27 protein-coding genes are annotated in these 25,393 nt (G+C 68.3%); 13 read left to right on the forward strand and 14 right to left on the reverse strand.

What is annotated here, in order from left to right:
- Positions 1-12: 12 nt before the first annotated feature.
- From ACSQ9E_RS23300 to ACSQ9E_RS23320, 5 genes are all read right to left on the reverse strand, one after another.
- Entirely contained in the window at positions 13-1,005 is a 993-nt protein-coding gene (locus ACSQ9E_RS23300; RefSeq protein ID WP_436219312.1) for an FAD binding domain-containing protein, read from the reverse strand.
- On the reverse strand, positions 992-1,831 hold the full coding sequence (locus ACSQ9E_RS23305) for a 2Fe-2S iron-sulfur cluster-binding protein (protein ID WP_436219313.1): 840 nt from the start codon (positions 1,829-1,831) through the stop codon (positions 992-994). The genes ACSQ9E_RS23300 and ACSQ9E_RS23305 overlap by 14 nt, the downstream gene beginning before the upstream one ends.
- A 209-nt stretch (positions 1,832-2,040) precedes the next feature.
- Positions 2,041-2,574, reverse strand: coding sequence for a cyclophilin-like fold protein (locus ACSQ9E_RS23310; RefSeq protein WP_436219314.1), 534 nt, complete (start codon positions 2,572-2,574; stop codon positions 2,041-2,043).
- Complete coding sequence (locus ACSQ9E_RS23315; protein ID WP_082604115.1) at positions 2,571-3,788, reverse strand: MFS transporter; 1,218 nt, start codon at positions 3,786-3,788, stop codon at positions 2,571-2,573. Before ACSQ9E_RS23315 ends, ACSQ9E_RS23310 begins: the two co-directional genes overlap by 4 nt.
- Entirely contained in the window at positions 3,788-4,930 is a 1,143-nt protein-coding gene (locus ACSQ9E_RS23320; protein WP_436219315.1) for an alpha/beta hydrolase, read from the reverse strand. The genes ACSQ9E_RS23315 and ACSQ9E_RS23320 overlap by 1 nt, the downstream gene beginning before the upstream one ends.
- 169 nt (positions 4,931-5,099) lie before the next feature.
- On the opposite strand from ACSQ9E_RS23320, the gene ACSQ9E_RS23325 reads away from it, so the two are divergent.
- Entirely contained in the window at positions 5,100-6,005 is a 906-nt protein-coding gene (locus tag ACSQ9E_RS23325) for a LysR family transcriptional regulator (RefSeq protein ID WP_436219316.1), read from the forward strand.
- 103 nt (positions 6,006-6,108) lie between these two features.
- Here the strand turns inward: ACSQ9E_RS23325 and ACSQ9E_RS23330 are convergent, their stop codons facing one another.
- Positions 6,109-7,005, reverse strand: coding sequence for a LysR family transcriptional regulator (locus ACSQ9E_RS23330; RefSeq protein WP_428002331.1), 897 nt, complete (start codon positions 7,003-7,005; stop codon positions 6,109-6,111).
- A gap of 200 nt (positions 7,006-7,205) precedes the next feature.
- On the opposite strand from ACSQ9E_RS23330, the gene ACSQ9E_RS23335 reads away from it, so the two are divergent.
- The 5 genes from ACSQ9E_RS23335 to ACSQ9E_RS23355 all read left to right on the forward strand — a co-directional run bounded on the left by ACSQ9E_RS23335 (position 7,206) and on the right by ACSQ9E_RS23355 (position 12,388).
- The gene (locus ACSQ9E_RS23335; protein ID WP_436220256.1) at positions 7,206-7,679 is read left to right on the forward strand and encodes a (R)-mandelonitrile lyase; all 474 of its coding nucleotides are present in this window, start codon (positions 7,206-7,208) and stop codon (positions 7,677-7,679) included.
- Positions 7,642-8,439, forward strand: a complete 798-nt coding sequence (locus ACSQ9E_RS23340; protein WP_436219317.1) for a carboxymuconolactone decarboxylase family protein — start codon at positions 7,642-7,644, stop codon at positions 8,437-8,439. Before ACSQ9E_RS23335 ends, ACSQ9E_RS23340 begins: the two co-directional genes overlap by 38 nt.
- Before the next feature lie 1,041 nt (positions 8,440-9,480).
- Complete coding sequence (locus ACSQ9E_RS23345) at positions 9,481-10,032, forward strand: hypothetical protein (RefSeq protein WP_057201514.1); 552 nt, start codon at positions 9,481-9,483, stop codon at positions 10,030-10,032.
- Between the two features lie 139 nt (positions 10,033-10,171).
- Positions 10,172-11,050: a 2-keto-4-pentenoate hydratase gene (locus ACSQ9E_RS23350; protein WP_436219318.1), complete on the forward strand. Its 879-nt coding sequence runs from the start codon at positions 10,172-10,174 to the stop codon at positions 11,048-11,050.
- A gap of 147 nt (positions 11,051-11,197) precedes the next feature.
- Entirely contained in the window at positions 11,198-12,388 is a 1,191-nt protein-coding gene (locus ACSQ9E_RS23355) for an L-dopachrome tautomerase-related protein (RefSeq protein ID WP_436176894.1), read from the forward strand.
- On the opposite strand, the gene ACSQ9E_RS23360 is transcribed toward ACSQ9E_RS23355, so the two are convergent.
- Both ACSQ9E_RS23360 and ACSQ9E_RS23365 read right to left on the reverse strand, forming a co-directional pair.
- Positions 12,346-13,290, reverse strand: a complete 945-nt coding sequence (locus ACSQ9E_RS23360) for a LysR family transcriptional regulator (protein ID WP_436176893.1) — start codon at positions 13,288-13,290, stop codon at positions 12,346-12,348. The genes ACSQ9E_RS23355 and ACSQ9E_RS23360 overlap by 43 nt on opposite strands.
- A gap of 54 nt (positions 13,291-13,344) precedes the next feature.
- Positions 13,345-14,034, reverse strand: a complete 690-nt coding sequence (locus tag ACSQ9E_RS23365; RefSeq protein ID WP_057205405.1) for a GntR family transcriptional regulator — start codon at positions 14,032-14,034, stop codon at positions 13,345-13,347.
- Between the two features lie 179 nt (positions 14,035-14,213).
- Between ACSQ9E_RS23365 and ACSQ9E_RS23370 the strand changes: the two genes are divergently transcribed.
- Genes ACSQ9E_RS23370 through ACSQ9E_RS23380 form a run of 3 tightly spaced genes read left to right on the forward strand, consistent with a single transcriptional unit; the run spans position 14,214 to position 17,126 of the window.
- The gene (locus ACSQ9E_RS23370) at positions 14,214-15,017 is read left to right on the forward strand and encodes a maleate cis-trans isomerase family protein (RefSeq protein ID WP_057205408.1); all 804 of its coding nucleotides are present in this window, start codon (positions 14,214-14,216) and stop codon (positions 15,015-15,017) included.
- A 26-nt stretch (positions 15,018-15,043) separates the two neighbouring features.
- Positions 15,044-16,027, forward strand: a complete 984-nt coding sequence (locus ACSQ9E_RS23375) for a tripartite tricarboxylate transporter substrate binding protein (RefSeq protein ID WP_057205411.1) — start codon at positions 15,044-15,046, stop codon at positions 16,025-16,027.
- Between the two features lie 7 nt (positions 16,028-16,034).
- A complete protein-coding gene (locus ACSQ9E_RS23380) occupies positions 16,035-17,126 on the forward strand; it encodes a TRAP transporter substrate-binding protein (protein ID WP_436219319.1) in 1,092 nt (363 codons plus the stop codon).
- A gap of 96 nt (positions 17,127-17,222) precedes the next feature.
- Here ACSQ9E_RS23380 and ACSQ9E_RS23385 read toward each other — a convergent pair whose 3' ends face one another.
- The gene (locus ACSQ9E_RS23385; protein ID WP_436219320.1) at positions 17,223-17,675 is read right to left on the reverse strand and encodes a nuclear transport factor 2 family protein; all 453 of its coding nucleotides are present in this window, start codon (positions 17,673-17,675) and stop codon (positions 17,223-17,225) included.
- Positions 17,672-18,187, reverse strand: a complete 516-nt coding sequence (locus ACSQ9E_RS23390; protein WP_436219321.1) for a GlcG/HbpS family heme-binding protein — start codon at positions 18,185-18,187, stop codon at positions 17,672-17,674. The genes ACSQ9E_RS23385 and ACSQ9E_RS23390 overlap by 4 nt, the downstream gene beginning before the upstream one ends.
- A 158-nt stretch (positions 18,188-18,345) precedes the next feature.
- Here ACSQ9E_RS23390 and ACSQ9E_RS23395 point away from each other — a divergent pair, with 158 nt between their 5' ends.
- Entirely contained in the window at positions 18,346-18,966 is a 621-nt protein-coding gene (locus ACSQ9E_RS23395) for a hypothetical protein (RefSeq protein ID WP_057205423.1), read from the forward strand.
- Positions 18,967-18,990: 24 nt separating this feature from the next.
- On the opposite strand, the gene ACSQ9E_RS23400 is transcribed toward ACSQ9E_RS23395, so the two are convergent.
- Positions 18,991-20,376, reverse strand: coding sequence for a hypothetical protein (locus tag ACSQ9E_RS23400; protein ID WP_436219322.1), 1,386 nt, complete (start codon positions 20,374-20,376; stop codon positions 18,991-18,993).
- A 179-nt stretch (positions 20,377-20,555) separates the two neighbouring features.
- Here ACSQ9E_RS23400 and ACSQ9E_RS23405 point away from each other — a divergent pair, with 179 nt between their 5' ends.
- Both ACSQ9E_RS23405 and ACSQ9E_RS23410 read left to right on the forward strand, forming a co-directional pair.
- A complete protein-coding gene (locus tag ACSQ9E_RS23405; protein ID WP_436220257.1) occupies positions 20,556-21,491 on the forward strand; it encodes a LysR family transcriptional regulator in 936 nt (311 codons plus the stop codon).
- Entirely contained in the window at positions 21,475-22,506 is a 1,032-nt protein-coding gene (locus tag ACSQ9E_RS23410) for a Bug family tripartite tricarboxylate transporter substrate binding protein (protein ID WP_436219323.1), read from the forward strand. The genes ACSQ9E_RS23405 and ACSQ9E_RS23410 overlap by 17 nt, the downstream gene beginning before the upstream one ends.
- A 9-nt stretch (positions 22,507-22,515) precedes the next feature.
- Here the strand turns inward: ACSQ9E_RS23410 and ACSQ9E_RS23415 are convergent, their stop codons facing one another.
- The 3 genes from ACSQ9E_RS23415 to ACSQ9E_RS23425 form a co-directional block, all read right to left on the reverse strand.
- Positions 22,516-23,682, reverse strand: coding sequence for an ABC transporter substrate-binding protein (locus tag ACSQ9E_RS23415; RefSeq protein ID WP_436219324.1), 1,167 nt, complete (start codon positions 23,680-23,682; stop codon positions 22,516-22,518).
- Between the two features lie 512 nt (positions 23,683-24,194).
- Positions 24,195-24,533 (reverse strand): hypothetical protein, encoded by a 339-nt coding sequence (locus tag ACSQ9E_RS23420; RefSeq protein ID WP_436219325.1) that lies wholly within the window; start codon positions 24,531-24,533, stop codon positions 24,195-24,197.
- Between the two features lie 23 nt (positions 24,534-24,556).
- Complete coding sequence (locus ACSQ9E_RS23425) at positions 24,557-24,757, reverse strand: hypothetical protein (RefSeq protein WP_436219326.1); 201 nt, start codon at positions 24,755-24,757, stop codon at positions 24,557-24,559.
- Between the two features lie 241 nt (positions 24,758-24,998).
- On the opposite strand from ACSQ9E_RS23425, the gene ACSQ9E_RS23430 reads away from it, so the two are divergent.
- Complete coding sequence (locus tag ACSQ9E_RS23430) at positions 24,999-25,334, forward strand: I78 family peptidase inhibitor (RefSeq protein ID WP_157421872.1); 336 nt, start codon at positions 24,999-25,001, stop codon at positions 25,332-25,334.
- The last annotated feature ends 59 nt before the right edge of the window (positions 25,335-25,393 follow it).

Raw genomic sequence — 25,393 nt, forward strand, 5'->3', positions numbered from 1 at the left:
GCGATCTTCTCCTCAAGCCAGTCGCGACGCGCGCATCAGCGCCCGCACGACAGAACGACGACCCAGTTCCACCTTGTAGGCGTTGTGCGCCAGTGGCCGCGCATCGCGCAGCGCGGCTTCGGCCGCACGCTGAAAGGTGGCCTCATCGGCGCGCTGGCCGACCAGCACGGCCTCGGCCTCGGCGCTGCGCCAGGGCTTGTGGGCGACGCTGCCCAGCACCACGCGCGCCTGCCGTATCGTGGCGCCGTCCAGCTGCAGCGCGGCGGCCACCGAGACCATTGCAAAGGCGTACGAGGCTCGGTCGCGCACCTTCAGGTAGTGCGAGTGGCGCGCAAAGTCGCCCGACGGCACGGGAAGCTCGATGGCCAGGATCAGATCGCCGTGCTCCAGGTTGTTGTCGCGCTGCGGCGTGTCGCCCGGCAGCCGGTGGAAGTCGGTGATGGCGATCAGCCGCTCACGCCCATCGGGTGAGCGCACACGCACCTTGGCATCCAGCGCGTACAAGGCCGTTGCCATGTCGCCAGGGTAGGTCGCCACACACGATTCGCTCCAGCCCAGGATCGCGTGGATCTTGTTCAGGCCCTCCCGTGCGCCGCAGCCGCTGCCGGCCTCGCGCTTGTTGCAGGGCATCGATGTGTCGTAGAAGTAGTTGCAGCGCGTGCGTTGAAGCAGGTTTCCGCCGTTGGTCGCCATGTTGCGCAACTGCCCGGAGGCACCTGCCACGATCGCCTGCGTCAGCAACGGGTAGCTCTCGCGGACCAGCGGGTGGTTGGCGGTCTCGCTGTTGGTCGCCAGCGCGCCGATGGACAGCCCGGAGCGCGTGCGCTGGATCTCGCGCAGCGGCAGCCGCGTGATGTCCACCAGCCGCGTGGGCCGCTCGATGTCCTCCTTCATCAGGTCCAGCAGGTTGCTGCCACCGGCGAGGTACCGGGCTTGCGGCATGGCCGACACCGCTGCGGTAGCGGCAGCGGAATCTGCGGCGCGAACATACTCAAACGGTCTCATGGCCGTCCTCCTTCGAAGGGCTTGAAGCGGTGGATGCCATCGCAAGCTGCGCCTCGGTGGCAAAGCCCCAGGTCTGGGCTGCCTGCCGGCCCGAATGGACTTCTTGAATCGCGGCGACGATGCCTGGATACGCGCCGCAGCGGCAGATGTTGCCGCTCATGCGCTCGCGGATCTCGTCGTCCGTCAGGCGGGTCGTTGTCCTGCCGACGTTCTCGGTGGCATGGCTGACCTGCCCGCGCTGGGCCTCGCTCAACATGCCGACGGCTGAGCAGATCTGCCCCGATGTGCAGTAGCCGCACTGAAAGCCATCGTGCTTGATGAATGCGGCCTGCATCGGATGCAGTTGGTCGCCCTTTGCCAAGCCCTCAATGGTCGTGACTTCCCGGCCTTCGAGCGTGGCGGCCAGGGTCAGGCACGAGAGCACGCGCTGCCCGTCGACCAGCACCGTGCAGGCGCCGCACTGGCCCTGGTCGCACCCCTTCTTGGAGCCGGTGAGCGCAAGCCGCTCGCGCAGCGCATCGAGCAGCACCACGCGCGAGTCGAGCTGCAACGTCTGCGGTGTGCCGTTGACCTTGAACGCAACGTTCACGACGTTCTGCGCGACGATGGGCGCAGACGCCGCACCCGGCACCGGCGGCAGTTGCGCCAGCGCGGACTCCGTGGCCAGCAGGTTGGCGGCAAAAAGGCCGATGCCGCCGCCACCGGTCTGCACCATGAACGTGCGCCGCGCCTGGCCGACGCCCTTGAGCTCAGGCATGTCCCGCACCAGGGCGGCCTCGTCGGCACTGATTTCCGTTGGCAGATCGTTGTGTGTTTCGTGGGGCATGGACTGTGTCCTTCTTGAAAACCGCATTCGTGGAGGCCACGCAGGGGCGCTGGCCGAAGTGGCTGGGCGTGTTGTTCTCATCGTTCTTTGCCGCACATCGAGTTTGTCGAGCAGCCGGGTGTTTGACTACCGAACGATTGCTTATTGCTGCTATTACCGTGGCTAATAATTCCCCTGCAATGCAAGGTGGGCGCGCAATGGAGTGACCGCTACCAGCGAGAGAACGTGATGCGAGCGGTGCCCTGACCGAGCGCCTGCGCCAACCCGCTCGGGTCATCGACACGGCCAAGGCGCGTGTACGAGTAGGCAGATTCGAAGCCCAGGTAGAAAAGGACCAGGGTGTCCGATCCGTACAGCATGAGGTCGCCGTTGCTTATCGTGCCCGGTCGAATTGCATTTGCTGGCAGTGCCTTGGGCAGCTTGGCGTGCTTCTCATTGCTGTTGAGGTCTGGCATGTCCAGAGTCAGTGGCAGTTGGCTGACGAATGCGCGAGCGGCATCGGTATCGGCCACCGTGAGCGTGAAACGACGGTTTCCAACGGAGAGCTGCATGCGTATTGCCTTTGAGGTGTCGGATGCCCGTGCTGCGTCTGCCTGGCTTGCCAAGGGCGCGGTGGGCCGCGCCTGTCCGGCAGCGTTGCCTGAGCCGAACACGAGCAGCGCGGCGGCCACGCCGGCGGCACGCATCTGCGAGGATCGGTGGGCTCGTGCCATTGGGGCGTGCAGGCAATGGTGTTGCGTCATGCGGATCCCGCGTGGCTCGCACGCGCCGTCATGGTTACGAGGAATGCGCCGACCAGGAGCAGTGTGGCGCTGAAGACGAAAGTAGCCTGGTAACCACTGCCGTCGAACAGCAGTCCGCCGGCGGTGGACCCCAGTGCGATGGACAGCTGGACCACCGCCACCATCAGCCCGCCGCCCGCCTCGGCGTCCTGCGGGAGGGTCTGCGCGATCCAGGTCCACCAGCCGACCGGGGCCGCAGTGGCCACCAGGCCCCACAGGGCCAGGAGCACCGTGGTGGCGACCACGGAACCGCCCAGGGTCGTGAGCAGCAGCGCGATGGCAGCCATCACCACCGGGATGATGGCCAGGGTGGCATAGAAACCTGCTTTCAGAAATCGCCCGATGAACAGGGTGCCGATGAAGCCTGCGGCGCCGAGCGCGAGCAGGATGAAGGACAGCATCGACACACCGACCCCTGTCACCGCCTCAAGAAACGGTCGCAGGTAGGTGAACAGTGCGAACTGTCCCATGAAGAAGATGCCCACCGCCAGCATGCCGAGCACGACCCGCCGGCTCTTGAAAAGCCTGAGCACGTTGCCGGACCCTGCGCGCGGCAAGGCCGGCATGGGTGGCAGGCTGAACCACTGCCAGGCGAATGCGACCACAGCGATGGGCACCAGGCACAAGAAGGCCCCGCGCCAGCCCATGATGGACGCAAGGTAGCTGCCCAGCGGCGCGGCGATGACCGTGGCCAGTGCGTTGCCGCCGTTGAAGATGGCCAGCGCGCGGGGCACCTTGGACGGTGGAACCAGCTGCATGGCGGTGGCAGCCGACAGGGACCAGAAGCCGCCGACAACCACGCCGATCAGCGCCCGGCCCACCATGTACGTGAGGTAGTTGGGCGCAAGGCCGACAATGGCGCCGGAGACACACATCATCGCCGTCAGCGCAAGCAGCAGCGCCTTGCGATGGATTCGCCCTGCAACCGCCGGGATCGACAGGCTGGCGAGCACCGCAAACGCGCCGGAGATGGCAATGCCCTGCCCGGCCATGCCCTCGGTGACCTGCAGGTCCGACGCCATCGGCGTCAACAGGCTCACGGGCATGAATTCCGAAGCGATCAGCGCAAAGACGCACAGCGTCATCGCGAAGACTCCGCCCCAGTGCGCAGGGCGACCACCGCCTTCCTGGTCAAGCGGGATGCCGGCGCTCGCGGTGATGGCAGGGGCCGCCATCAGGCCCGGGCCTTGATGAGGTGGCGGTCGAAGAACGATGCCAGCTTGTCCCATGGGATCAGGGTCACCCGGTCGTACAGGTCCACATGGCCGGCACCTGGCACGTAGTGCAGTTCCTTGGGCTCGGCAGCGCGCTGATAGGCGTCTTCGCTGAACTCCTTGGAATGGGCCTGATCGCCGGTGATGAACAGCAGCGGCCGGGGCGAGATCGTCTCGATGTCGTTGAACGGGTAGAAGTTCATGAACTTCACGTTGCTGCTCAGCGTTGGCATGGTCGTCGTCTGCGACGATGCACCCAGGGGCGTGAACTCGCCGCGCGCAGTGCGGTAGAAGTCGAAGAACTCGCGCTGAATGGGGTGCGTGTCCGCTTTCAGCCTGAGCACCGTGCCGCCGGTGTACTGCACTGCACCGCCGTTGAACTCCACGTCGCGCTGCGCTGCGGCGGCAGCGATGATCTGCTTGCGCTGCGCCAGCGTTTGCGAGTGGTTGAGCGCATTGCGGTTGGCCGCCCCCATGTCGTACATGCTGACCGTGGCGATGGCCTTCAGGCGCGGATCGATCTTGGCGGCACTGATGACGAAGCTGCCACTGCCGCACACGCCGATGGCGCCGATCTGCTGCCGGTCCACGAATGCCTGGCTGCCCAGAAAGTCGACTGCGGCGCTGAAGGTTTCGGAATACATGTCGGGAGACACCGCATTGCGCGGCTGGCCCTCGCTGCCGCCCCAGAACGCCAGATCCACCGACAGAGCCACGAAGCCCCGCTCGGCCATCTTCGTTGCGTAAAGATTGGCGCTTTGCTCCTTCACTGCACCCATGGGGTGGCCGACGACGATGGCCGGGGTGCGCTTCTTGCGGTCCAGCGTGCTGGGCACGAACAGGGTGCCGGTCACGGTCATGCGGTACTGGCTCTTGAAACTCACTTGCTGCACGATGACCTGGTTGCTCGTGTAGAAGTTGTCGGCGCCCGACGGCAGCGCTGCGCCCATCGGCGCAGCGGCGAATGCCGTGCCGCCCGCCGTCGACAGCATGCCGGCTGCTGCTGCGCTGGTGCCAGCGATCCTCAGGAATTCGCGCCGATCGGGCGATGGCCCGGCTGGCTCGACGGTGGATGGATGGGTGTGGTCTGCTTGATGGTTCATGGCCGGAGTTCCTGGTGCTGTGGGTGCGCAGCGCGCTGCCTGTGCTGGTGCGCTGGGGCTTGCAGGCAAGTGTGCCGGCCAGGGCATCCATTGACTAGGTAATGAATGCTTAATACATTTATTAGCCTGGATAACAAGTCAGATGCCAAGTCGCAAGGGAGCGCCATCGATGCCACGACGCAATTTCAACGATCTGCTGGCCTTCGTGACGGTCGCGCGCGAGGGCAGCTTCACGCGCGCTGCGGGCACGCTGGGCGTCACCCAATCCGCCCTCAGCCAGGCCATCCGCGGGCTCGAAGAGGGCCTGCAGATCCGGCTGCTGACGCGCACCACCCGCAGCGTCGCGCCGACATCGGCCGGCGAGCGGCTCATGAAGGCCATCGGGCACCGCTTCGAGGAAATCGAGGCCGAGCTCGACGCGCTGACCGAGCTGCGGGACAAGCCCGCAGGCACAGTGCGCATCACCTGTGGCGACAACGTGCTGCACACGGTTCTGCTGCCCAAGCTCGCGCCGCTGCTGCGCGAGTACCCCGAGATCAAGCTGGAGTTCGACGTGAACTACAGCTTTCGCGACATCGTGGCCGACCGGTTCGACGCTGGTGTCCGCATGGGCAACACGATCGACAACGACATGATCGCCGTGCCCATCGGCCCGCCGCTGCAGATGGCGGTGGTCGCCTCTCCCGGGTACTTCGCGGCCAACCCCATTCCCAAGACGCCTGCGGACCTCACCAGTCACCAGTGCATCAACCAGCGCATGCCGACCTCGGGCGGTCTGTATGTCTGGGATTTTGAAAAGCGCGGCCGCAAGATGAACGTGCGTGTCGATGGGCCGCTGATCTTCAACACCTCCGCGCCGCAGGTCGACGCGGCGCTGGCCGGGCTGGGCATCTCCCTGCTGCCCGAAGATGAGCTGATGCCGCACATCGCATCGGGGCGGCTGGTGCGCGTGCTGCAGGACTGGTGCCCCAAGTTTGCCGGCTACCACCTGTACTACCCCAGCAAGCGCCAGCCCTCACCCGCGTTTTCGCTGGTGGTGAAGGCGCTGCGCCTGAGCGGCTCGCGAGCAGGCTAGCGCGCCAAACGAGACACCCGTTCGGCCAAGACTTCTGTTGTGCGCTGCGGCCGACTTGTGAGGGTGATGGTTGCATGGCCCATGCCGCTGCTGCACTCTTCACCTATTCACGCCAGCGCAGTGCCTCGATCACCAAGGCCAGCGCGGGCGCCGTCTGGCGGCGGTTGGCATAGTACAGGTGGTAGGGCGAGAAGCTCGGCCACCAGTCCTGCAGCACCGGCACCAGGCGGCCGTGCTCGGCGTGCGGCTGCACCAGCTCCAGCGGCACGTAGCAAAAGCCCAGGCCGTCCAGCGCCGCCTGCAGCATCAACTGGGTGTTGTTGAACACCACCTGGCCCTGCACGCGCACGGCCAGGGCCTGCCCGTCCTTCTCGAAATCCCAGGCATACAGACCGCCGTGCGTGGGCAGGCGCAGGTTCACGCACTGGTGCAGTGTCAGATCGTGCGGCGTGACCGGCAGCGCCTTGCCTGCCAGGTAGGCCGGCGAGGCCGCCACGGCCATGCGCAGCGGCGGCCCGATGCGCACGGCCACCATGTCCTTGTCCACCCGGTCGCCCACGCGCACGCCCGCGTCAAAGCGCTGCGAGGCGATGTCGGTGAAGGCGTAGTCCACGCTGAACTCGATGCGGATGTCGGGGTACTCCAGCAGCAGCGGTTGCAGGCGGGGCCAGAGCACCGTGGCAATGGCGTGGTCGTGTGCGGTGATGCGCACGGTGCCGGCGGGTTTGTCGCGCATGGCGCTCAGAGCGCCCAGCTCGGCCTCGATCTCCTGCAGGCGCGGGGCCACCGTGGCCAGCAGCCGCGCCCCGGCCTCGGTGGTGGAGACGCTGCGCGTGGTGCGGGCCAGCAGGCGCACGCCCAGGCGCGACTCCAGCGCCAGCATGGCATGGCTGAGCGCCGAGCGCGAAAGGCCCAGTTGCGCCGCGGCGCGGGTGAAACTGCGCTCACGCGCTACCACCACGAAGGCGCGCAGGTCGTTGAGGTTTTCGCCAGAGGCCATGGATTGGTGAATGTGTTGCACAAGTGCATGCCGATTTTGGCATCTTCTCACCCCAATGGCCTGTGCCTACAGTCACTACAGCGGGCCAGTGGTGGTCACAGCCGGCCTCCCGCGCCCCTCAGATCCCCTCCCCCATTTCCATCCTTCAGGAGCCCCAGCCCATGAACCCCACCCTCATGCGAACCGCCTTCGCCCTGGCCATGGCCCAGGGCGGCGCGGCTGCCGCGACCGAGTCACCCGCTTTAGCCGCCACCAGCACGCAGCAGATCACGCGGGCCGGCGCCCAGGCCTCCGCCGCCGGGCCCGATGCCTTCTTCACCGGCCGCGTGCGCGTCGATCCCGTCTGGCCTGCCGACAAGGGCATCAGCGCCTCGGGCGCGCAGGTCACCTTTGAGCCCGGCGCCCGCTCTGCCTGGCACACCCACCCCGCAGGCCAGCGGCTGGTGGTGGTTTCGGGCATCGGCCGCACGCAGGAATGGGGCAAGCCGGTGCAGGAGATCCGCCCCGGCGACGTGGTCTGGTGTCCGCCCGGCGTGAAGCACTGGCACGGCGCCGCGCCCAGCACGGCCATGACCCACCTGGCCGTGACCGGCATGGCAGATGGCAAGAACGTCGAATGGATGGAGAAGGTCAGCGATGAGCAATACCATAGCAACACCACCACGGCGCGTTGAGCGCATGGGCCGGCTGGCAGCCATCGGCCTGCTGGCCGGCCTGGCCCTTGCACCGGGCCACGCATCCACCAGCCCCCAGGAGCCCAAGGCCATGCAACCCACCACCGCGCAGACCGGCGAGACGCTCTCGCCACGCCAGCAGGCCATCGTGCCCATCGCCGCCTTCGCAGCGGCCGGCGACATCGCGCGCCTGGGCCCTGCGCTGAACCAGGGCCTGGACGCGGGCCTTACCGTGGGCGACGCGCGCGAAGTTCTGGTGCAGGTGTATGCCTACGCGGGCTTCCCGCGCAGCCTGAACGCGCTGGGCGAGCTCCTGAAAGTGCTGGAGGCCCGCCGCCAGCGCGGCCTGCAGGACGCCCCCGGGAGCGCGCCCAGCCGGCCCATCCCCCAGGGCGATGCCCTGCTGGCAGCCGGCACGGCCAACCAGACGCGCCTGGTGGGTGCGCCCGTCAAGGGCCCGCTGTTCGACTTCGCACCGGCCATCGACCAGTACCTCAAGACCCACCTCTTCGGCGACATCTTCGAGCGCGACAACCTGGATTGGCAGAGCCGCGAAATCGCCACGGTGGGCATGCTCTCGGCCCTGGCCGGCGCCGAATCGCAGCTGCAGTCGCACATGGGAATCAGCATGAACGTGGGGCTCACGCCCGGCCAGTTGCGCCAGCTCGCGCAGGTGCTGGCCGACCGCGTGGACGGTGCCCATGCGGCCCGCGCCGACGGGGCCCTGGTGCGGGCCCTGGCTGCTCGGGGTGGCAAGTAGCGGCAGGCAACTCGCGCAGCAGCGCCGACACCGCGCCCGCAGTCCACAGCCACCGTGGATGACCCTGTGGAAAACACCGGTGGATACGGCGCAAAGCCAATGCCGGCGGGGGCTGCAACGCGGTGCCTGCGATTTCAACAATGCCCCGCGCAGGGGGTGCGGCAGGGCACCCGTATGCGCGCGCACCGTCCACAGATGGCGTGGATGACCCTGTGGACAAGCACTGGGCATGCACGCCAAATCCAACACTGGTGCGGCCTGCAACGCGGTGCCTGCGAATTCATCAGCGCTGCGCCAGCACCACCGGATTGCCCGCCCGCCGTCAACCCCGCCCGCGCCCTTGCCATGCGTCCCAGGCCTGGGCGGGCGAACCAGTCCACAGCCACCGTGGATGACCCTGTGGAAAAGGCCTGTGCATGCCGCGCAAAGCCAATGCCGGCGCGGCTTGCAACGCGGTGCCTGCGGATTGACCAATGGCCGCGCCGGGGGCGCAAACGGCGTCCGCAAAGTCCACAGCCGGCGTGGATGACTTTGTGGATAACCCCTGTGCAGCCACGCCAGAGCCAGCACTGGCGCGGCCTGCAACGCGGTGCCTGCGAATTCATCAGCAGCCGCCCTCCAAGTCCGCCACGAGGCGCGCCGACAGCGCGGCTTGCGTACGTTGACACACCATCCACAGCGACCGTGGATGACCCTGTGGAAAACCCTGATGAATACACCGCAAAGCCAGCACTGGCGCGGGCTGCGATACGGTGCCTGTTCTTTCATCAGCCCACCGCCGCGCGCCGCAGCACGGTGGGCCGGCCACTTTTCAGGCCCTGGCGCATGGCTGGCAATGGCCCGACTGCGGCGCCGCGCACCTCCCCGGTACACCTTGCCACGCAGCCCAGTGCAGCAGTCCACAGCCAGCGTGGATGACTCTGTGGATAACACCTGTGCATGCCCGCCGGGCCCAGTGCCGGCGCGGGTTTCAACGCGGTGCCTGCGATTTGACCAATGTGCCGGCGCACGCACGGCTACACTGCCCTCAGGAGGTGTGCCATGCAACCAGATTCGTCACCCGCGGCCGGCAGGGGCCCCTTTTTGCCAGACGTTGCCAGGATCGCGCTGGGCGTGTTCATCGGCGGTCTGGCCGCCTTGTTTGCCCACGACGCCATCGTCGGCCAGCGCCCACCGCCACCAGCCACACCGGCCGTGCTGACACAGCCACGGCCTGTGGGCGACGACAGCAGCAGTACCAGCACGCAGGCCGCCCCGCCACCTGCGGTGGCCCAGCCTGCGCCGCCACCAGCACCGCCCGCCCCCGAACCTGCGCCGCCACTGCCTGCGCAGACCGCACCACCGCAGGCCGAGGCCCCGCAGCCTGCTGCGCCGGTGCAGGACGCAGGCCAGAAGAAGGCCGACGACGACCTCAAGACCGCCCAGGCCCTGGCCGCCCGGCTCGAATCCGAGCGCCAGCAGCGCCGCGCCGATGCCTGGGCCCGCTACTTCCAGCCCAGCCCCGTGTGCCGAGCCGACCCGGCCACCGGCGCCTGCGCCGACGCCCACCTCGCGGCGCGCAAGCGCTTCGACGCGCAGTACGTGGACCGCTGAAAGCCCAAGGACCTGTTCAGGGCCTTTTCAGGCCCTGACCTCGAAGCCCAGCGCCCGGATGGCGGTCTCGGCCGCATCCTGGTCCTGCTGGGCATTGCCGCCCGAGATGCCGATGGCACACAACGACAGGAGACAACCCATGCCCTTGACAAAGCAAGCCCTTGCCACCGCCGCCGCCCTGCTGGCGCTGGGCACGGCCACCACCGCCCACGCCGATTGCCTGACCGATGCGCAGGCCGCCGAGTTGCTGGCGCACTACGTGGCGCGCACCCCGGCACCCAACCCGGTGAACCTCTCGGACGCCGATGGCGCCTGCACGCGCGGCAAGTTCAACCAGTTGCTGGCGCAGCGCATGGGCAAGGTGGTGGGCTACAAGGCGGGGCTCACCAACCCGGCGGTACAAAAGCGCTTCAACACCGACAAGCCGGTGTGGGGCAAGCTCTATGACGGCATGGTGCTGCAGAGCGGCGCCACGGTGGAGGCGGCTTTCGGCGCCCGCGCGCTGTACGAGGCCGACATGCTGGTGCGCGTCAAGAGCGCTGCCATCAACCATGCGAAGACGCCCGAAGAGGTGCTGGACGCCATCGACCAGGTGATCCCCTTCATCGAGCTGCCCGACCTGATGGTGCAGGCGCCGCCGCAGCTCAACGGCGCGGGCGTCACGGCCATCAACGTGGGCGCACGCCTGGGCATTGCCGGCACGCCGCTGCCCATACCCGCCTACCGCGGCGAGCGCTACGCGCTGCTCAAGGCCCTGGCGGACATGAACGTCTCGCTCACCGATGGCGCGGGCGCGCGCCTGGGTGGCGGCAAGGGCAGCGACATCCTGGAGCACCCGCTCAACGCCGTCACCTGGCTGGCCACCGCGCTGCAGCAGGAGGGCATCACGCTGCAGCCGGGCGATCTGGTGAGCCTGGGCTCGTTCTCGGCGCTGCTGCCGCCGCGCGCAGGCCTTTCGGTCACGGCCACCTACGACGGGTTGCCGGGTGCGGCGCCGGTGCGCGTGACCTTCAAGTAGCCCGGCACTGATCCGGCATCTTCTTCAACGGAACGCCGAAACTGTTTGCGCCCCAGGGCGCTTTATCCCGGCCGTGATCGCTCCTAAGCTGGCCGTGCGGGATGGACCTCCATCCCGCACGCACAACAACGACAGGAGACCGATCGAATGCACCCGACCATTTTTTACCGCGCTGCGTTGGCCATGGCATGCGCCGCACTGGGCGCCGCCACGCTGGCGCAGGCGGGCCCCCAAGCCACGGGCCAGCAAACCCTCGAAATCCACGCCCGGCTCGACGCCGCGGGTATCGGCGGCATCACGCAGATGCCGGACGGCCGGCTCATCGTGGGCTACCACCCGTTCTATGGACCCAAGGTGCAGGTGGCGCTGCTCAACGCAGACCGGCGCAGCACCACGCCCTACCCCAGCGCCGATTGGCAAAGCTGCAAGCACGCCGACGGCAGTTGGAAGAGCGACTTCAACCGCTGCCTGGACTGGGTGCTGGGCCTGCACACCGATGCCAGCGGCATCCTTTGGATGCTCGATTCGGCCAAGACCACCGACCAGGCCGCGGGCCGCCCGGCCGGCCTGGTGCCCAAGCTCGTGGGCTGGAACACGCGCACCAACCGCCTGCACAAGGTCATCCCCATCACCGGCGATGCCACGGTGACCGAGTCGCAGCACAACGACTTCGCGGTCGACCTGCGGCGCCAGGTGATCGTGATCGCCGACGAGGCCATCGGCGAGAACTCCAACGGCGTTGGCGACAAGGCCGCGCTGGTGGTGGTCGACCTCAAGACTGGCCAGAGCCGCCGCCTGCTGCAGGGCCACGAGAGCGTACTGCCCTTGAAGGACCCGATCACCTGGGACGTGGGCCAGCCCACGGCCGGCAGCTTCGCGCTGGGCGTGGGGGTGGACGGCATCGCGCTCGACCGCAAGGGCGAGTGGCTGTACTTCGCGCCCTTGAGCGCCTACAAGATGTACCGCATCCGCATGCGCGACCTGCTCGATGCGCGCCTCACGCCCGAGCAGCTGGGCGCCAAGGTCGAGACCTATGCCGACAAGCCCTTCAACGGCGGCCTGTCCATCGACGCCCGGGACAACCTGTACCTCACCGAGGTGGGCGAGCGCGCCGTGGGCGTCATCCCGCCCGGCACGCGCAAGTACACGCGGCTGGTGACCGACCCCGGCATGGTCTGGCCCGACGGCGTGACCTACAACCACGACGGCTACATGTACACCGGCGCTGCGCAGCTGCCGCTGACCGACGTACTGCAGGCCGACAAGGTGGGCAAGAACAAGGCGCCGTACCTGGTCTACCGCTTCAGGCCGCTGGCGCCCGGCACGCCGGGCTTCTGATCCGCCTGCAGCCCGGCAAAGCGCTGGGCCAGAAAGTCCACCAGCGCGCGCACGCGCGCCGGCACGAAGCGGTTGCTGGGCAGGATGGCGTTGAGCGGGTAGTGCTCGCCATGCCAGTCCGCCAGCAGGCGCACCAGCGCACCCGAGGCCAGGTCATGCACCACGTCGAGTTCGGACTTGTAGAGCAGCCCCGCGCCCGCCAGCGCCCACTGGTGGGCAATGGCCGCGTCGTTGGCGTCGCGGTCGCCGTCCACACGCACCTCGGTCCAGTGGCCGGCCTGCTCGAAGCGCCAGGCGTCGTAGCGCTTGCCCGCCAGGTGGAAGGTCAGGCAGTTGTGCCGCGCCAGGTCCCCGGGCGTTTGCGGCGCGCCGTGGCGCTGCAGGTAGGCGGGCGCCGCGCACAGCACGCGGCGCGTGGTGTGCAGTTGGCGCGCCACCAGGCCCGAGTCGCTGAGCGCGCCGTAGCGCAGGGCGATGTCCACCGTGTCGCGCAGCACGTCCTGCACGCGGTCGCTCACCGTCAGCGCCACGCGCACGCCGGGGTGGCTTTCCACGAAGGCATCGAACCAGGGCAGCAGCACGCTGCGCGTGAGGTCCGAGGGCGCGGCCACGCGCACCGTGCCCACCAGCGAGCGGCTCTCGCTGGCCAGCTGTGCCTCGCCCTCCTCCAGCAACTCCAGCGCGCGCGTGGCGTAGTCCAGCAGGGTCTGGCCCTGCGGGGTGATGCGCATGGCGCGGGTGGAACGCTCGAACAGGCGCGCGTCGAGCTGCGCCTCCAGCCGCTTGAGCATGGCGCTGGCCGCAGCCGGGGTGATCCCGAGCACGGCCGCTGCGGCGGTGAGCGAGCCGCCGCGCGCGGTCTCCACCAGCACGCGGATGTCTTCGACGTTCTGGATCTTCATGGCCTGTCGTCTCCCGCTGGTGTGGTGGTGGTGCCCGCGCGCCGCCGTGCAATCTCAGGCGGCCGCGGCACGCGCGCGCCGGGGCGCGGGCGCAGCGGCCAGGACCTCGCGCATGGCCTGCACGATGGCCTCGCTCTTGTGCTGCAGGTGGGTTTTCAGGATGCTGGCCATGGCCGCGCTGTCGCGCCGCTGCAGGGCGTTGAGCATGCCTTCGTGCTCGGCCATGGCGCGCGCCCAGATCTCGGGCGTCATGGGCGAGGCGAAGCGTATGCGGCGGATGCGCGCGTTCAGGATGCTGTACTGCGACACCAGCACGGGGTTGCGCGCGGCCTGCACGATGGCCTCGTGGATCTGCCGGTTGAGCGCGTAGTACGGCGCCATGTCGCGCTGGTCATAGGCCTGGCGCATCTGCGCATGCAGGCCGGCCAGGGCGTCGAGCTCGGGCTGCGTGATGCGCTGGCAGGCCTGCTCGCCCGCCAGGGCCTCCAGCGCGCCGGCCACCGCGAACAGGCCCTCCACCTCGTCGAGCGAGAGCTCGCGCACGCGCGCCCCCCGGTTGGGCAGCAGCTCCACCTGGCCCTCGGCGGCCAGCACCTTGAGCGCCTCGCGCAACGGCGTGCGCGATACGCCGAAGCGCTCGCACAGCGCGGCCTCGGGCACCTTCTGGCCGGGCGGCACCTCGCCGCGCACGAACACTTCGCGCAGGTCTTCCAGCAGGGTGGTGTGGACGAATTCTTTGGACATGGGTAATTATGAATTCATTTTTAGCATCATCAGCGGAAATTACGCCTATTTCAGGATGAATTTTGCCTCTTTGAATTCAAATTGCTTGACATTCCCAGGCCGTCTCCCTACATTCGAATGCATTCATTCGGCCAATGAACACCCCAATCAACCCCTCATTCAATCCCAGGAGACAGAAAATGAATGCATTTCAGCAAGGTATCCGTGAAATCGACGGTTCCACCCACGACGAGCAACGCTATGTGAATGCGCTCGGCCCGCGCGGTGTGATTGGCGTGATGACGCCCGGCCCGAACGTGAACGTGGAGAACGAAATGATGGACATGCGCCCGCGCGGCGTGATCAACGCCGTCGACCGCTACTACGTGCCCAACCAGAAGATCCAGCAGGACGAGGACTGGTCCATCATCATGCGCAATGTGACGGCCAACCTCGACGACTCGGTGCGCCGCCTGAACGAGGCACTGATCGACCACCTGGTGCTGGGCATGTCCTCGCAGAGCTACATGGGCGGCGAGAAAGGCAGCTTTGCACTGCTGGAGCACCTGCAGAAGACCTCGGGCGTGGACGTGACCATGGGCGCGCAGTCGGCCGAGCAGGCCTTCAAGCTGTGCGGCGCCAAGCGCATCGCGCTGCTCACGCCCTACTACCCGGTGATCGAGACCAACGCCATCGACTACTTCACCGCGCGCGGCTTCGAGGTGGTGCACGTCGAGGGGCTCAAGTGCAAGAGCATCATCCACGTCGCCTCGCAGACCTACGAGCAACTAGCCGAGGCCACGCTGCGCTGCGAGGCCGCCAAGCCCGACGCCATTTTGCAGCTGGGCACCAACCTGGCCTATGCCCGCGTGGCCAATGACGCCGAGAAGTGGCTCAAGAAGCCGGTGTTCGCATCGGGCCCCGTCATCTACTGGTCGGCCCTGCGCAAGATGGGCATCAAGGACCAGTTCCCCGGTTTCGGCAGCCTGACCGAATACCACTGAGCCCTGCGGTGCGAGGAGACAAGACCATGAAAAATATCGACCGCCGCCGCGCCATCGTGGCCGCCGCCGCCTGCCTGTCTGCCCTGGCCTTGCCGGCCGGCGCGCAGGAGGCCTATCCATCCCGGCCGGTGAACCTGGTCGTAGGCTTCGCACCGGGCGGGGGCACCGACCTCATCGCGCGGCAGATCGCACCGCGCCTGTCCGAACTGCTCAAGCAGCCCGTGGTGGTGGAAAACCGCGCCGGCGCCAGCGGCACCATCGCCGCCGGCGTGGTGGCCAAGGCCAAGGCCGACGGCTACACCCTGCTGCTGGGCCACGTGAGCTCCAACGCCATGGTGCCGGCCATCACGCCCAAAATGCCGTATGCGGCGGGCAAGGACTTCGCGCCCATCGTGCTCATCGGCAGCGTGCCGCAGGTGGTGGTGGTGCCGGCCTCGTCGCCCGCAAAGACGCTGCAGGAGTTCATCGCCATGGCCAAGGCGAAGAGGGGCGCGGTCAACTACGCCTCGTCGGGCCAGGGCACGCAGCAGCACTTCGCGGCCGAGCTGTTCCAGTTGGCCACGGGCACCAGCATGACGCATGTGCCCTACAAGGGCAGCGGCGCGGCGCTCACTGACCTGATCTCGGGCCAGATCGACGTGAACTTCGACACCGTGCCCACGGTGCTGCAGCACATCCGCGCGGGCAAGCTGCGGGCCCTGGCCGTGACCACGCGCAGCCGCGTGGCTACCCTGCCCGACGTGCCGACCGTGGCCGAGGCCGGCGTGCCCGGCTACGAGATCGGCGCCTGGTACATGCTGATGGGCCCGGCCGCCCTGCCCCGCCCCGTGCGCGACGCGCTGGCCGCCGCCATGGCCAAGGTGCTGGCCACGCCCGACGTGCGCGAAAAGCTCGCCGCGCTGGGCACCGAGATCGCAGGCGGCACGCCCGAGGAGGCGCAGGCCTACCTGGGCACCGAGATCACCAAGTGGGCCCGCCTGGCGGCCGACAAGAAGATCACTGCGGAGTGAATGCGCCATGCTGAACGACACCACCAGCCCCCTGCCCCGGCGCCGCGCACTGGCTGCCGCGCTGGCCACCGCATCGCTGGCCGCCGCGCCCGCCGTGCACGCCCAGGCGGCATCGCCCGCCCCCATCCGCTGGCGCATGGGCACCTCGTGGCCCACCGCGCTGCCGCTGCTGCATGAAACCGCCGTGGACTTTGCCGACAGCGTGCGCGCCGCATCGGGCGGGCGCCTGGCCATCGAGGTCATCGACCCCGGCAAACACGGCGCGCCCGCCGGGCTGCTGCAGGCGGTAAAGGAGGGCCGATTCGAGATCGGCCACACCACCGCGCAGTACTACGCAGCCCAGGTGCCGGCCATCGACTTTTTCACCGCCATCCCCTTCGGCCTGACGGCGCTGGAAAACCACGCCTGGCTGGCCGAGGGCGGCGGGCAGGCGCTGTTCGAGTCCATCCTGGCGCAGCACAACGTGCTGCCGCTGGCGGTGGGCGACACCGGCGTTCAGATGGGCGGCTGGTTCGCCAAGGAGCTGAAGACGCCCGAGGACTTGAAGGGCGTGCGCATCCGCATCGCGGGCTTTCCGGGGCGGGTGCTGGCGCGCGTGGGCGCGGTGCCGGTGAACCTGCCGCTGGGCCAGATCGTCGCGGCCTTTGCCGAGGGCAGGATCGATGCGGCCGACGTGGTCGGCCCGGCCATCGACGCCACGCTGCCGCTGGCGCAGTACGCGCCGCACTACTACGCGCCCTGGCACGAGCCCGACGTGGTGATGCACTCCTTCATCGACCGCGCGAAGTTCATGGCGCTGCCCGCCGACCTGCAGCACATCCTGCGCCAGGTGGCCCAAGCCGCCGCGCTGCGCTCCATGGCCCGCGCGCAGGACCGCAATGCCGTGGCCATGCGCGCACTGGAAGGCCGGGGCACGGCGCTCAGGCAGTTGCCGCCATCGGTGCTGGCGGCCCTGAAGACCGCCACGGCGCAGGAGCTGGCCGAAAGCGCCAGGGCCGACGCCGATTCGAAGAAGGTCATCGACAGCTTGCTGGCGTACAAGGCGCGCGTTGCGCCGTATGCCCTGCAGGCCGATGGCGCCATCTTCCAATCGCGCTGATCCGAAGAAAAATACCCCGGGTACTAATGGTGCCCGGAGCATGCCTGTTGCGATGCAAGGGCCGGTCAGGCCCGTGCCGGCGGTCCTCCTCTCCAACTACCTGGCAGCCAGTGGCGAGTAGTGAAGGTGCTGCAGCTGCAGCGCACCGTTGGTACGTGCCCAGACCATGGTCAGGGCGTAGCGCACCTCCACCGGCGTGGTGTTGGGCGCCGCCACGTAGCCAATGCGGGTGCCGGTGACCACGGCGACATCGCCGATCAGCTGCACCTTGATGTCCTCGGCACGCAGATTGATGCGCATGTCCGACGAGAACAGGTCCGTGAAGGGCTTGAGCTCCAGGCGCTGCAGCTCCTTTGACGAAGGCGTGAACTCGGTGAACCCGCCCGGGGGCCGGTACCTGAGGAAGCCCGGCGCGTCCTTGGCCGTCATGCGGGCATAGATGTCCACGCTGGCCGCCGCAGCGTCTTCGGCCAGGCCCGCCATGGCCGGCGAGGCCAGCAGCAGAAGGCCGAGGGCCATGGCACCAGAGAGCAGGGTTTGCCGCATCATTTCAATGCCTCCGCGCCTGCGAAGGCCACCTTCTCGTCGTTGGCCGAAGCCACGCCCGAGACACCGATGCTGCCCACGATCTTGCCGCCGCTGACGATGGGCACGCCGCCCTGCAGCAGGGTCAGCTCACGGGCCGACAGCAGGCCCAGGGCACCGCCGCCCGAGGCCACGGCCTCTTCCAGCACGCGCGTGGGGCGGCGCATGTCCAGCGCCGTGCGGGCCTTACCCTGCGCCACGGCGATGCTGGCATGGTGGGTGTTATCGAACTTCTGGTACATGACCATCTGGCCGCCGCTGTCCAGGATGGCGATGGCCACATTCCAGCCATTGCCGCGCGCCAGCGCGTCGGCGGCCGACATGGCCTTGCGCGCCATGTCCAGGGTCAGGGCCGGGCCGTAGTCGGGCACCGCCGGCTGGGCCTGCGACTGCGCACCCAAGCACAGCCCCAGCACCAGGGCTGAAGCCATGCCGGCATGGCGCAGGCCCTTCATGGGCAGGGACAAAGATTTCACCGTTCGCATCGTTTCCACCTCCAGGGTTAATGGTGGGCAAACTGTAGGAGCCGGGTGCCGCGCTGATAAGCCGGTGCGAACCGCTTTCAGTTTCAAATGAGGTTTGAAGAAGCCCATGGGGCGGGCAATTGCCCGCGCATGCACCGGATAATCCGCCCATGAACAGCCAGCTGCGCTTTGTGATGCACCCTGCCGACGAACGCGAGTTCGCTGCGCAGGTCCTGGCCGACCCTGCGGTGCTGCTGATCGACGGGCCACGCTGGCAGGCTGCGGCGCCGCAGACCTTCCGCGACCTCGACGCCATCCGCGGCAACTACTGCATCCTCTGGTCGCCCGATGACCAAGCAGCGCTGCAAGCCCGCTACATCGCCGGCTGCAACGACTGGTATTGCGAATCGGAGTACGCCACCGTGCAGTTCCTGCGCTCCGAAATCTTTGCGGACGGTGTGCTCTTCGAGGGGCGCATCGCGGTGGCCACGGGCAGCGCCAGCGCGCAGGCCGCCCAGGGAGTCGAGCGGCGCTACAAAACGCTGGGCCGCTTCGTGCGCAAGCACTACAGCAACGCCGTGCTGCGCTGGTGCAACCCCGCCATGCCCTTCGGCCCGGCCGTGCCAGGGCGCTCGGCCAACCCCGGCAAGCCGGACGCTCAGGTCTGGGTGGGCCCGCATGCGCTGCAATGTCTGCGCGATGGTGGTGAGCAGCAGCAGCGCTGCGTCAAGCAGTCGCGCAACGCGGTGGTGGAGGCGCGGCTGGCTGACAGCTTCTCTACGGCTGCCTGACAACCGCGCCTTTGGGCCTGAGCTTCAAGGCCGCGTGCGCGCCGGCACCCGCGTCTCCAGCGCGCCGGGCACGTAGGCCGGCGCAAAGGTGCAGCCCGTGCCGAAGCGCGCTTCGAGCGACGTGCAACGCTGCGCCACGCTGGCGGGAGTGGGCTTGGTGCGTGTCTCCACCCAGTCGAGCAGCGAGGTCACCAGGGCCGGGTAAGTCGGGTCGCTGATGTAGCTGTGCGTGCCGGTGGTCACGAAGGTCTGCACCAGGCGGTCGCCGCTGCCGCCGCGGTCCATCACGGTCTTGAAGTAGGCGTCGAGTTCGACGAAGGCCGTGGGGTCGCTGATCCACTTGGTGGTGAGCACGGGCACGGGGATCGTGCCCTTGGGGTCGGTGTCGTCGGCAAAGCGCTGCACGGCGACCGGGTCGGCGCGGTAGCGCAGCACGCCGGCATTGAGCGCAGCGTCGTCGGCCGAGCCGCTGTAGACCACGCCGGTGTTGCCAAAGGGGCTGGCGCCGCCGGTGCGCTTGGCGGTCACGTCCTGGAAGTGGTAGGTGCCCCAGCTCAGGTGGGCCGAGATGGCGCTGGCGGGGATCTTGATGACTTTCTCGATGGTCTCGACCTTGCGCTGCTGCTCAGGCGTGCGCTGGGCGGCGGTCTTGTCCAGGCCCAGGCATTCGTTGGCGCGGGCGTTGAAGTCGTCGCGCGCCAGGGTCAGCGTGGCGGGCAGGCCGAGGTTGAGCGCATAGCTCGCCTCGGTGGGCCGCGGGTGGTTGTTGCACAGGTATTGGTAGACGGCGCGCAGGTCCAGGCGGAAGTCGTACGAGCGCGTGCCGCCGGCCAGCACGCCACTGGTGAGCAGCACTGCGTCGTACGGCTGCGCGCCCACGGTCTGCGCGGTGAACATCTCAGCGGCCTTGGCGGCCACGCCCGCGCCCCACGACTGCCCGTGCAGCACCGTGCGCTTGGGCACCGCCACATGCTCGTTGAAGATGCGGCGCAGGCGCTCGGTGTCTTCGGCTGCAGCGTGCACTTCCACGCCGCCCTGGCGGAAGGTGGAGCCCGCCCAGGCGTAGCCGGCCTTGACCATGATGGCCCAGCGCACCAGGTCTTCCTGCGCGCGCTCGGCCGTGGGGGCGGCCAGGTCGGGCCCACCGTGTGCGTGCAGGATCAGGTTGCCGCCCCAGTCCTTGGGCGTGGCGATGAGGTAGTAGGCTCCGGCCGAATCGCGCCCGCCCTGGCAGGTGGCGGTGGTGGGCAGTTCGGCCGGGCAAGCCACCGCAACGGGCTTGGCTTCGGGCGGGTATGCGGGGCTGTCGCTGCCGCCGCAGGCGGACAGCAGGGTGATGGCTGACAGGGTGGAAAGGACGGACAGGGTCGACGAAGCGACCGGGCTGCGCGAGCCGGTGGTGAAACGCATGGATTTTGTCTCCGGTTGTTGTTGTGTCAAAAGCGTGCTCCTGTGCGCAATGCACAGGCGGGCACGAAGCCCGCCACAGGGAAACCGACGAGGCCGGTTGCAGGGAACAGGGCGTATCCTAGGAGCGTAGGCTACACATGCCAAACACCTGAATAATCTGTGGTCCATACGTTATGAATATCGAGTTTCGGCACCTGCGCTACTTCGTGGCCGTTGCGGATGCCAGGCACATCACGCGCGCTGCCGAGCGCCTGGGCATGCAGCAGCCCCCGCTGAGCCAGCAGATCAAAGGGCTGGAAGTGGAGCTTGGGGTACCTCTCTTCCTGCGCCACCCCAAGGGCGTGACGCTGACCGATGCGGGCCAGCTCTTCTATGCCGAGGCCACGCGCCTGCTGCGCGACTGCGCGGCCATGCAGGAGCGCATGCTGGCCTTTGCCGATGGCAGCCAGGGCATGCTCTCCATCGGCTTCACGAGTTCGTCGGCGGCGCACGACTTCACGCCCGAGGCGCTGCGCATGTGCCGCGCCACCTACCCCGGCATCCAGCTGGTGGTAAGCGAGAACAACGCCGCCGAGATCACCGAGGCGGTGGCCTCCTCGCGCCTGCACTGCGGCTTTCTGCGCGTGCCTGTGGCCTGGCCCAAGGGGGTGGTGCTCAAGACCCTGCTGCAGGAGCCCGCCGTGCTGGCCATGCCGCGCGACCACCCGCTGGCGCAGGCGCCTGTGGGCAAGAAGCAGTTGCCCGTGCAGCTCAAGGAGCTGCAGGGCGAGAAGTTCATCTTCGTGCGCAAGCCCGGCGCGCCGGGGCTGTATGCCAACCTGCTGGAGCTGTGCACGCGCGAGGGCGTGGCCATCAACGTGGTCTCTGAGGTGGACCGCATGATGACCAACCTGAACTTGGTGGCCGCAGGGGCCGGCATCTCGGTGGTGCCCTCGTCCATGCAGGGCACGCACCACAACGCCATCGTCTACCGGCCGCTGGCCCGCGCGGTGAAGCTGGGCGCGCCATTGACGCTGGCGTACCGCAAGAGCGACTGCCACGGCCCCACGGGGGCCTTCGTCGAGCTGGTCACGAAGATCGCGGCCGGAAGGGCCAGAGTTGCTGCGACGGCCTGAGCCGCTGCGGCCCACCACAGCCACCCTGCCCCGCCGCCACCTGTTGCGCTGGGCTGCGGGCGGCGCGGCCCTGGTGGCTGCAGCACCCGCCGTGCATGCAGCAGCCGCACCGCGCTGGCCCAGCCGCCCGGTGCGGCTGATCGTGGTGTACCCGCCCGGCGGCGTAAGCGATGCCACGGCGCGGGCGCTGGCGCAGCCGCTGGCGCGCGCCCTGGGCGTGCCGGTGCTGGTGGACAACCGCGCCGGTGCCGGCGGCTCGGTGGGCATCGACCTGCTGGCCCGCGCCGCGCCCGACGGGCACACCCTGGCGTTCTCGGCCATCACGCCGGTCACGCTGCAGCCGCTCTTGGTGCCCGGCGGCCTGCGCGATCCGCTCGGCCTGGTGATGCCGGTCGTAGGCATCATGCACACGCCGGTGCTGGTGATGGGCACGCCGGCCCTGGGCCCGCGCTCGTTCACCGAGATGGTCGCCCTGGCGCGCACGCGGCCCGGCGCCGTGCGCTGGGCCAGTTCGGGCGTGGCCACCACCGGGCACATGGTGCTGGTGCAGACGCGCCTGCACAGCGGGGCCGACATCACCCACGTGCCCTACCAGGGCGGCGGTGCGCAGCTCAACGACGCGCTGGGGGGCCAGTTCGAGGTGCTGTCGTCCAACCTCGCGGCGCAGCAGCTCGAGTATGTGGCCGCCGGCCGCCTGCACGCACTGGCCGTGGGCTCGCCCGCGCGCATGCCGGCGCTGCGCGAGGTGCCCACCCTGGCCGAGCTGGGCTACCCGCGCGCCAATCTGAGCTCGCTGTTCGGCTTGTTCGCCCCCGCGCGCACCCCGCCCGCCGTGGTGCAGGGGCTGAACGAGGCGGTCAACCGCATACTCGGTGCCGGCGGCTTCGCCGCGGTGCTGAGGGACAAGCACCTGCTGCCCGCGGGCGGCACAGTGGCCACCTTCGCGCAGCAGATCGCCACAGACCGGCAGGGCAACGAGGCACTGGTGCGCCACAGCAGCGCCGTGTTGCGCTGAAGCCGATCCTTATTGCCGGATGCGGCCGGTAGCGCTCACGATGGACAGCTCCACGAAGCGCGAACCCGCGCGCTGGCCGGGGCGGTAGCCCACGGTGTAGCCACCCAGGTCCAGGCTGTCGATGCTGTCCAAGGCAGCGGCCAGGTTTTCGCGCGTAGGCTTGGCGCCGGCCCGGCGGGCGGCCTCGGCGATCACCTTGGCGGCGATGTAGCCTTCCATCATGGCGTAGCTCACGGGCACGTCGGGGTCGCCGCTCTTGGCCTGCACCTCGCGGAATTCCTTGCTCAGCTTGCTCGATGCGCGGTACGGGTTGGGCGTGACCTGGGCGATCGATATGCCCTGCATGTGCTCTTCGGCCAGGCGCTTGGCCAGTTGCTCCAGGTCCACGTCGGAGGAGGCGAATAGCCGGGCGGTGCCGCCTTCCAGCCGGTACTTCTCGATGAAGGCCGAAGCGGCGGCGCCGCTGGTGATGAGGATGATGGCCTGGGGCTTGGCCGCCTGCAGCAGCTTGTTGGCGTTCTCCATGCGCAGGGTGTCCATCTCGTACGAACCCTTGGCCACGAGACTGCCGCCGTTCTTCTTCACGGCCTCCTCAGCGCTGGCCAGCAGCGCGGGGGCGTCGGGCCCCTCCTCGTACAGCAGGCCCAGCTTGGTGATGCCCACGGTGGCCAGGTGCTCGGCGATCTTGCCGATCTCGTCGCGCAGGCCGGCGCGCACGTTGTAGAGCAGGGGCGAGTCAGGCTGGAAGGTGCTGCTGCGGTAGCCCACCAGCGCGATTTTTTCCTTGGCCAGCAGGCCCGACTTCTGCAGTGCCGCCAGGTTGCCGGCGCCCATGTAGCCCGCCAGCAGCAGCGGGCGCTGCTCGGCCAGCAGCAGCTGCGTTGCGGCCAAGGTCTGGTCGGCGCGGCCGGTGTCGTCCTTGCGCGCCAGCACCAGGGTGTTGCCGTTGATGCCACCGGCCTTGTTGACGTGGTTGAAGTACATCTGCATGCCTGCCGAGTAGCCCCGTCCGTCGCTGGCCTTGAGGCCCGACAGCGGCGCCACCTGGCCGACCACGATGGGGGCGGCCTGCGCCCCCCCCGCCAGGGCCAGCACGGCGAACAGGGCGCCAGCACGGAGAACAGGGCTCGAAACAGTCCATGGGCGGACAGGGGTCGCGGCAGCGCTCGGGTTCATGTGTCTCCTCGGGTCTTTGTCGTTGTGGGCATGCCAGCGCATGCGCGCCGGTGACCGAGCGCGTTTATACCAGCACCGGCGACCCGCCGACAGCCTTCTGTCAGCTTCGAACCCGAGGAAAATTAGCCACTGCTGGCCACATGGGCTTGCATGATGGCCAGCAGCATGGGCTCATGGATGAATATTTCCTGGGGAATCACCATGCAGAAACTGCTCTTGCTGCTGATGGCTTTGGTGGTGTCGCATGGAGCCCTGGCACAGGCCGGGGAGGGCAGCGGGGCGCAGGTCGGTTCCCAGCCGCCTGGATACCTGACGCGAACGGATGCCTTCATCGAGCTGACGGGCTACCGGGGTGTTCGGCAGCTGGCACCTTCATCCCGTTCGCGGGCTACTACGCGGACCGGTACAACTGCCCTCTCTACAACGGCATCATTGCGGTGGCATGGGCGCCTGAGCTCGTCTACGCCCCCTGGATCTGGTACTACTTCCTCACGCCGTAAAGACGCCGGGGTTCAGCGCACCACCAGGGCCAGCACCTGCAGGCGGTCGGCGATGCTCTCGGCATCCTGCTCCATGTCTGCCAGGCTGAAGCTGCCCGCGCACCAGCCGCCGAACCAGATGCGGAAGGCCTGCACGCCCGCGACAGGCGAATGTTCGCCGTACCAGCGGATGGCTTCTTCGATGCGCGAGTGGTAGGTGGGGCTGCCCACCTGGTCCTGCTCGTCGAACATGCGGGCACGGTAGCCTTGCGCGCCGTCGTGCGCGATGTGCAGGACAAGGCTGACCTGCAGGCTGTCGTCGTCATTGGGTGCCAAGTTAGTGCGTTGGCTGGGGTGGGCGGCGGCAAGCATGGTGGTTGTACTCTTGAACGCCATCAGCCCATCGCCTGGAATTCGCGATGCAGCGTGTCCCCGAACTGAGGCTCCCGTTGCACATGGGCCATGTCGGCCTTGCCCACCATGAGGTACTCGCTCTGCTGGGACTGCGTGGCAGCCCGCATCGGCTGGCCCATCTGCAGGGGGTCCGGCTCGCCGATCCGTTCAAGGCGCCGGGTGTAGAGGTCATCGAAGTGCATGGTTCCATCCTCGCGTTCGGGAAAAGACTGGGCTATGGAACGATTGGCGCACTTTCGGCGGGAACCCGGGGTCGGATAGCCGATGTCACATGTGTAGGAAATGTCCTGCAATGCCCTGTCTCCCTGTAGGCGCTGGCGCCGTGGTTACGCCACGTCACAAATGAGGGGCTCGCCAGGCGTTATGGTGGCAAGGCCGCGCGCGCCCCGTGCGCCCCTTTTTGTCCATTCGAGGAGACCCTCCATGCACCACCGCCACCAAACCCTTCTCACCGCCTGCGCTGGCCTGTGCATGGCCCTGCTGGCGGGCTGCGCCGGCACGCCCGCGCGTCCGCCAGCAGCCGACACACCCTCGGTAGGCCCCGGCCCCAGGGGCGGCACCTGCAACGCCGCACCGGCACAGGGTGCCAAGGGCAAGCAGCCCACGGCCAGCACTGTCGAGCAGGCGCGCGTGGCCTCGGGCGCAGCCATGGCGCGCGTGCTGCGCGACAACCAGCCTGTGACCATGGAGTTCAATGCCGAGCGACTGAACCTGGTAATTGACGCAAGCGGCAAGATCACCACCGTGCGCTGCGGTTGAACAAGCCGCTGCGGGCAGTGGCCAGGGCCGGGCGGGACCTCGCGGGGCCGGCTATCATT

This window comes from Acidovorax sp. LjRoot118 (genome assembly GCF_964253575.1).
Lineage (GTDB): Bacteria > Pseudomonadota > Gammaproteobacteria > Burkholderiales > Burkholderiaceae_C > Acidovorax.

Excerpts from the sequence above, each read along its gene's own strand:
- ACSQ9E_RS23330 (WP_428002331.1), bottom strand. The coding sequence starts at position 7,005 with ATGGCCTCTGGCGAAAACCTCAACGACCTGCGCGCCTTCGTGGTGGTA.
- ACSQ9E_RS23350 (WP_436219318.1), top strand. The coding sequence starts at position 10,172 with ATGCCCTTGACAAAGCAAGCCCTTGCCACCGCCGCCGCCCTGCTGGCG.
- ACSQ9E_RS23320 (WP_436219315.1), bottom strand. The coding sequence starts at position 4,930 with ATGAACCATCAAGCAGACCACACCCATCCATCCACCGTCGAGCCAGCC.
- ACSQ9E_RS23355 (WP_436176894.1), top strand. The coding sequence starts at position 11,198 with ATGCACCCGACCATTTTTTACCGCGCTGCGTTGGCCATGGCATGCGCC.
- ACSQ9E_RS23400 (WP_436219322.1), bottom strand. The coding sequence starts at position 20,376 with ATGCGTTTCACCACCGGCTCGCGCAGCCCGGTCGCTTCGTCGACCCTG.
- ACSQ9E_RS23415 (WP_436219324.1), bottom strand. The coding sequence starts at position 23,682 with ATGAACCCGAGCGCTGCCGCGACCCCTGTCCGCCCATGGACTGTTTCG.
- ACSQ9E_RS23310 (WP_436219314.1), bottom strand. The coding sequence starts at position 2,574 with ATGACGCAACACCATTGCCTGCACGCCCCAATGGCACGAGCCCACCGA.
- ACSQ9E_RS23340 (WP_436219317.1), top strand. The coding sequence starts at position 7,642 with ATGAGCAATACCATAGCAACACCACCACGGCGCGTTGAGCGCATGGGC.
- ACSQ9E_RS23345 (WP_057201514.1), top strand. The coding sequence starts at position 9,481 with ATGCAACCAGATTCGTCACCCGCGGCCGGCAGGGGCCCCTTTTTGCCA.
- ACSQ9E_RS23335 (WP_436220256.1), top strand. The coding sequence starts at position 7,206 with ATGGCCCAGGGCGGCGCGGCTGCCGCGACCGAGTCACCCGCTTTAGCC.
- ACSQ9E_RS23305 (WP_436219313.1), bottom strand. The coding sequence starts at position 1,831 with ATGCCCCACGAAACACACAACGATCTGCCAACGGAAATCAGTGCCGAC.
- ACSQ9E_RS23425 (WP_436219326.1), bottom strand. The coding sequence starts at position 24,757 with ATGCACTTCGATGACCTCTACACCCGGCGCCTTGAACGGATCGGCGAG.
- ACSQ9E_RS23380 (WP_436219319.1), top strand. The coding sequence starts at position 16,035 with ATGCTGAACGACACCACCAGCCCCCTGCCCCGGCGCCGCGCACTGGCT.
- ACSQ9E_RS23325 (WP_436219316.1), top strand. The coding sequence starts at position 5,100 with ATGCCACGACGCAATTTCAACGATCTGCTGGCCTTCGTGACGGTCGCG.
- ACSQ9E_RS23315 (WP_082604115.1), bottom strand. The coding sequence starts at position 3,788 with ATGGCGGCCCCTGCCATCACCGCGAGCGCCGGCATCCCGCTTGACCAG.
- ACSQ9E_RS23385 (WP_436219320.1), bottom strand. The coding sequence starts at position 17,675 with ATGATGCGGCAAACCCTGCTCTCTGGTGCCATGGCCCTCGGCCTTCTG.
- ACSQ9E_RS23370 (WP_057205408.1), top strand. The coding sequence starts at position 14,214 with ATGAATGCATTTCAGCAAGGTATCCGTGAAATCGACGGTTCCACCCAC.
- ACSQ9E_RS23365 (WP_057205405.1), bottom strand. The coding sequence starts at position 14,034 with ATGTCCAAAGAATTCGTCCACACCACCCTGCTGGAAGACCTGCGCGAA.
- ACSQ9E_RS23360 (WP_436176893.1), bottom strand. The coding sequence starts at position 13,290 with ATGAAGATCCAGAACGTCGAAGACATCCGCGTGCTGGTGGAGACCGCG.
- ACSQ9E_RS23375 (WP_057205411.1), top strand. The coding sequence starts at position 15,044 with ATGAAAAATATCGACCGCCGCCGCGCCATCGTGGCCGCCGCCGCCTGC.
- ACSQ9E_RS23430 (WP_157421872.1), top strand. The coding sequence starts at position 24,999 with ATGCACCACCGCCACCAAACCCTTCTCACCGCCTGCGCTGGCCTGTGC.
- ACSQ9E_RS23300 (WP_436219312.1), bottom strand. The coding sequence starts at position 1,005 with ATGAGACCGTTTGAGTATGTTCGCGCCGCAGATTCCGCTGCCGCTACC.
- ACSQ9E_RS23420 (WP_436219325.1), bottom strand. The coding sequence starts at position 24,533 with ATGCTTGCCGCCGCCCACCCCAGCCAACGCACTAACTTGGCACCCAAT.
- ACSQ9E_RS23395 (WP_057205423.1), top strand. The coding sequence starts at position 18,346 with ATGAACAGCCAGCTGCGCTTTGTGATGCACCCTGCCGACGAACGCGAG.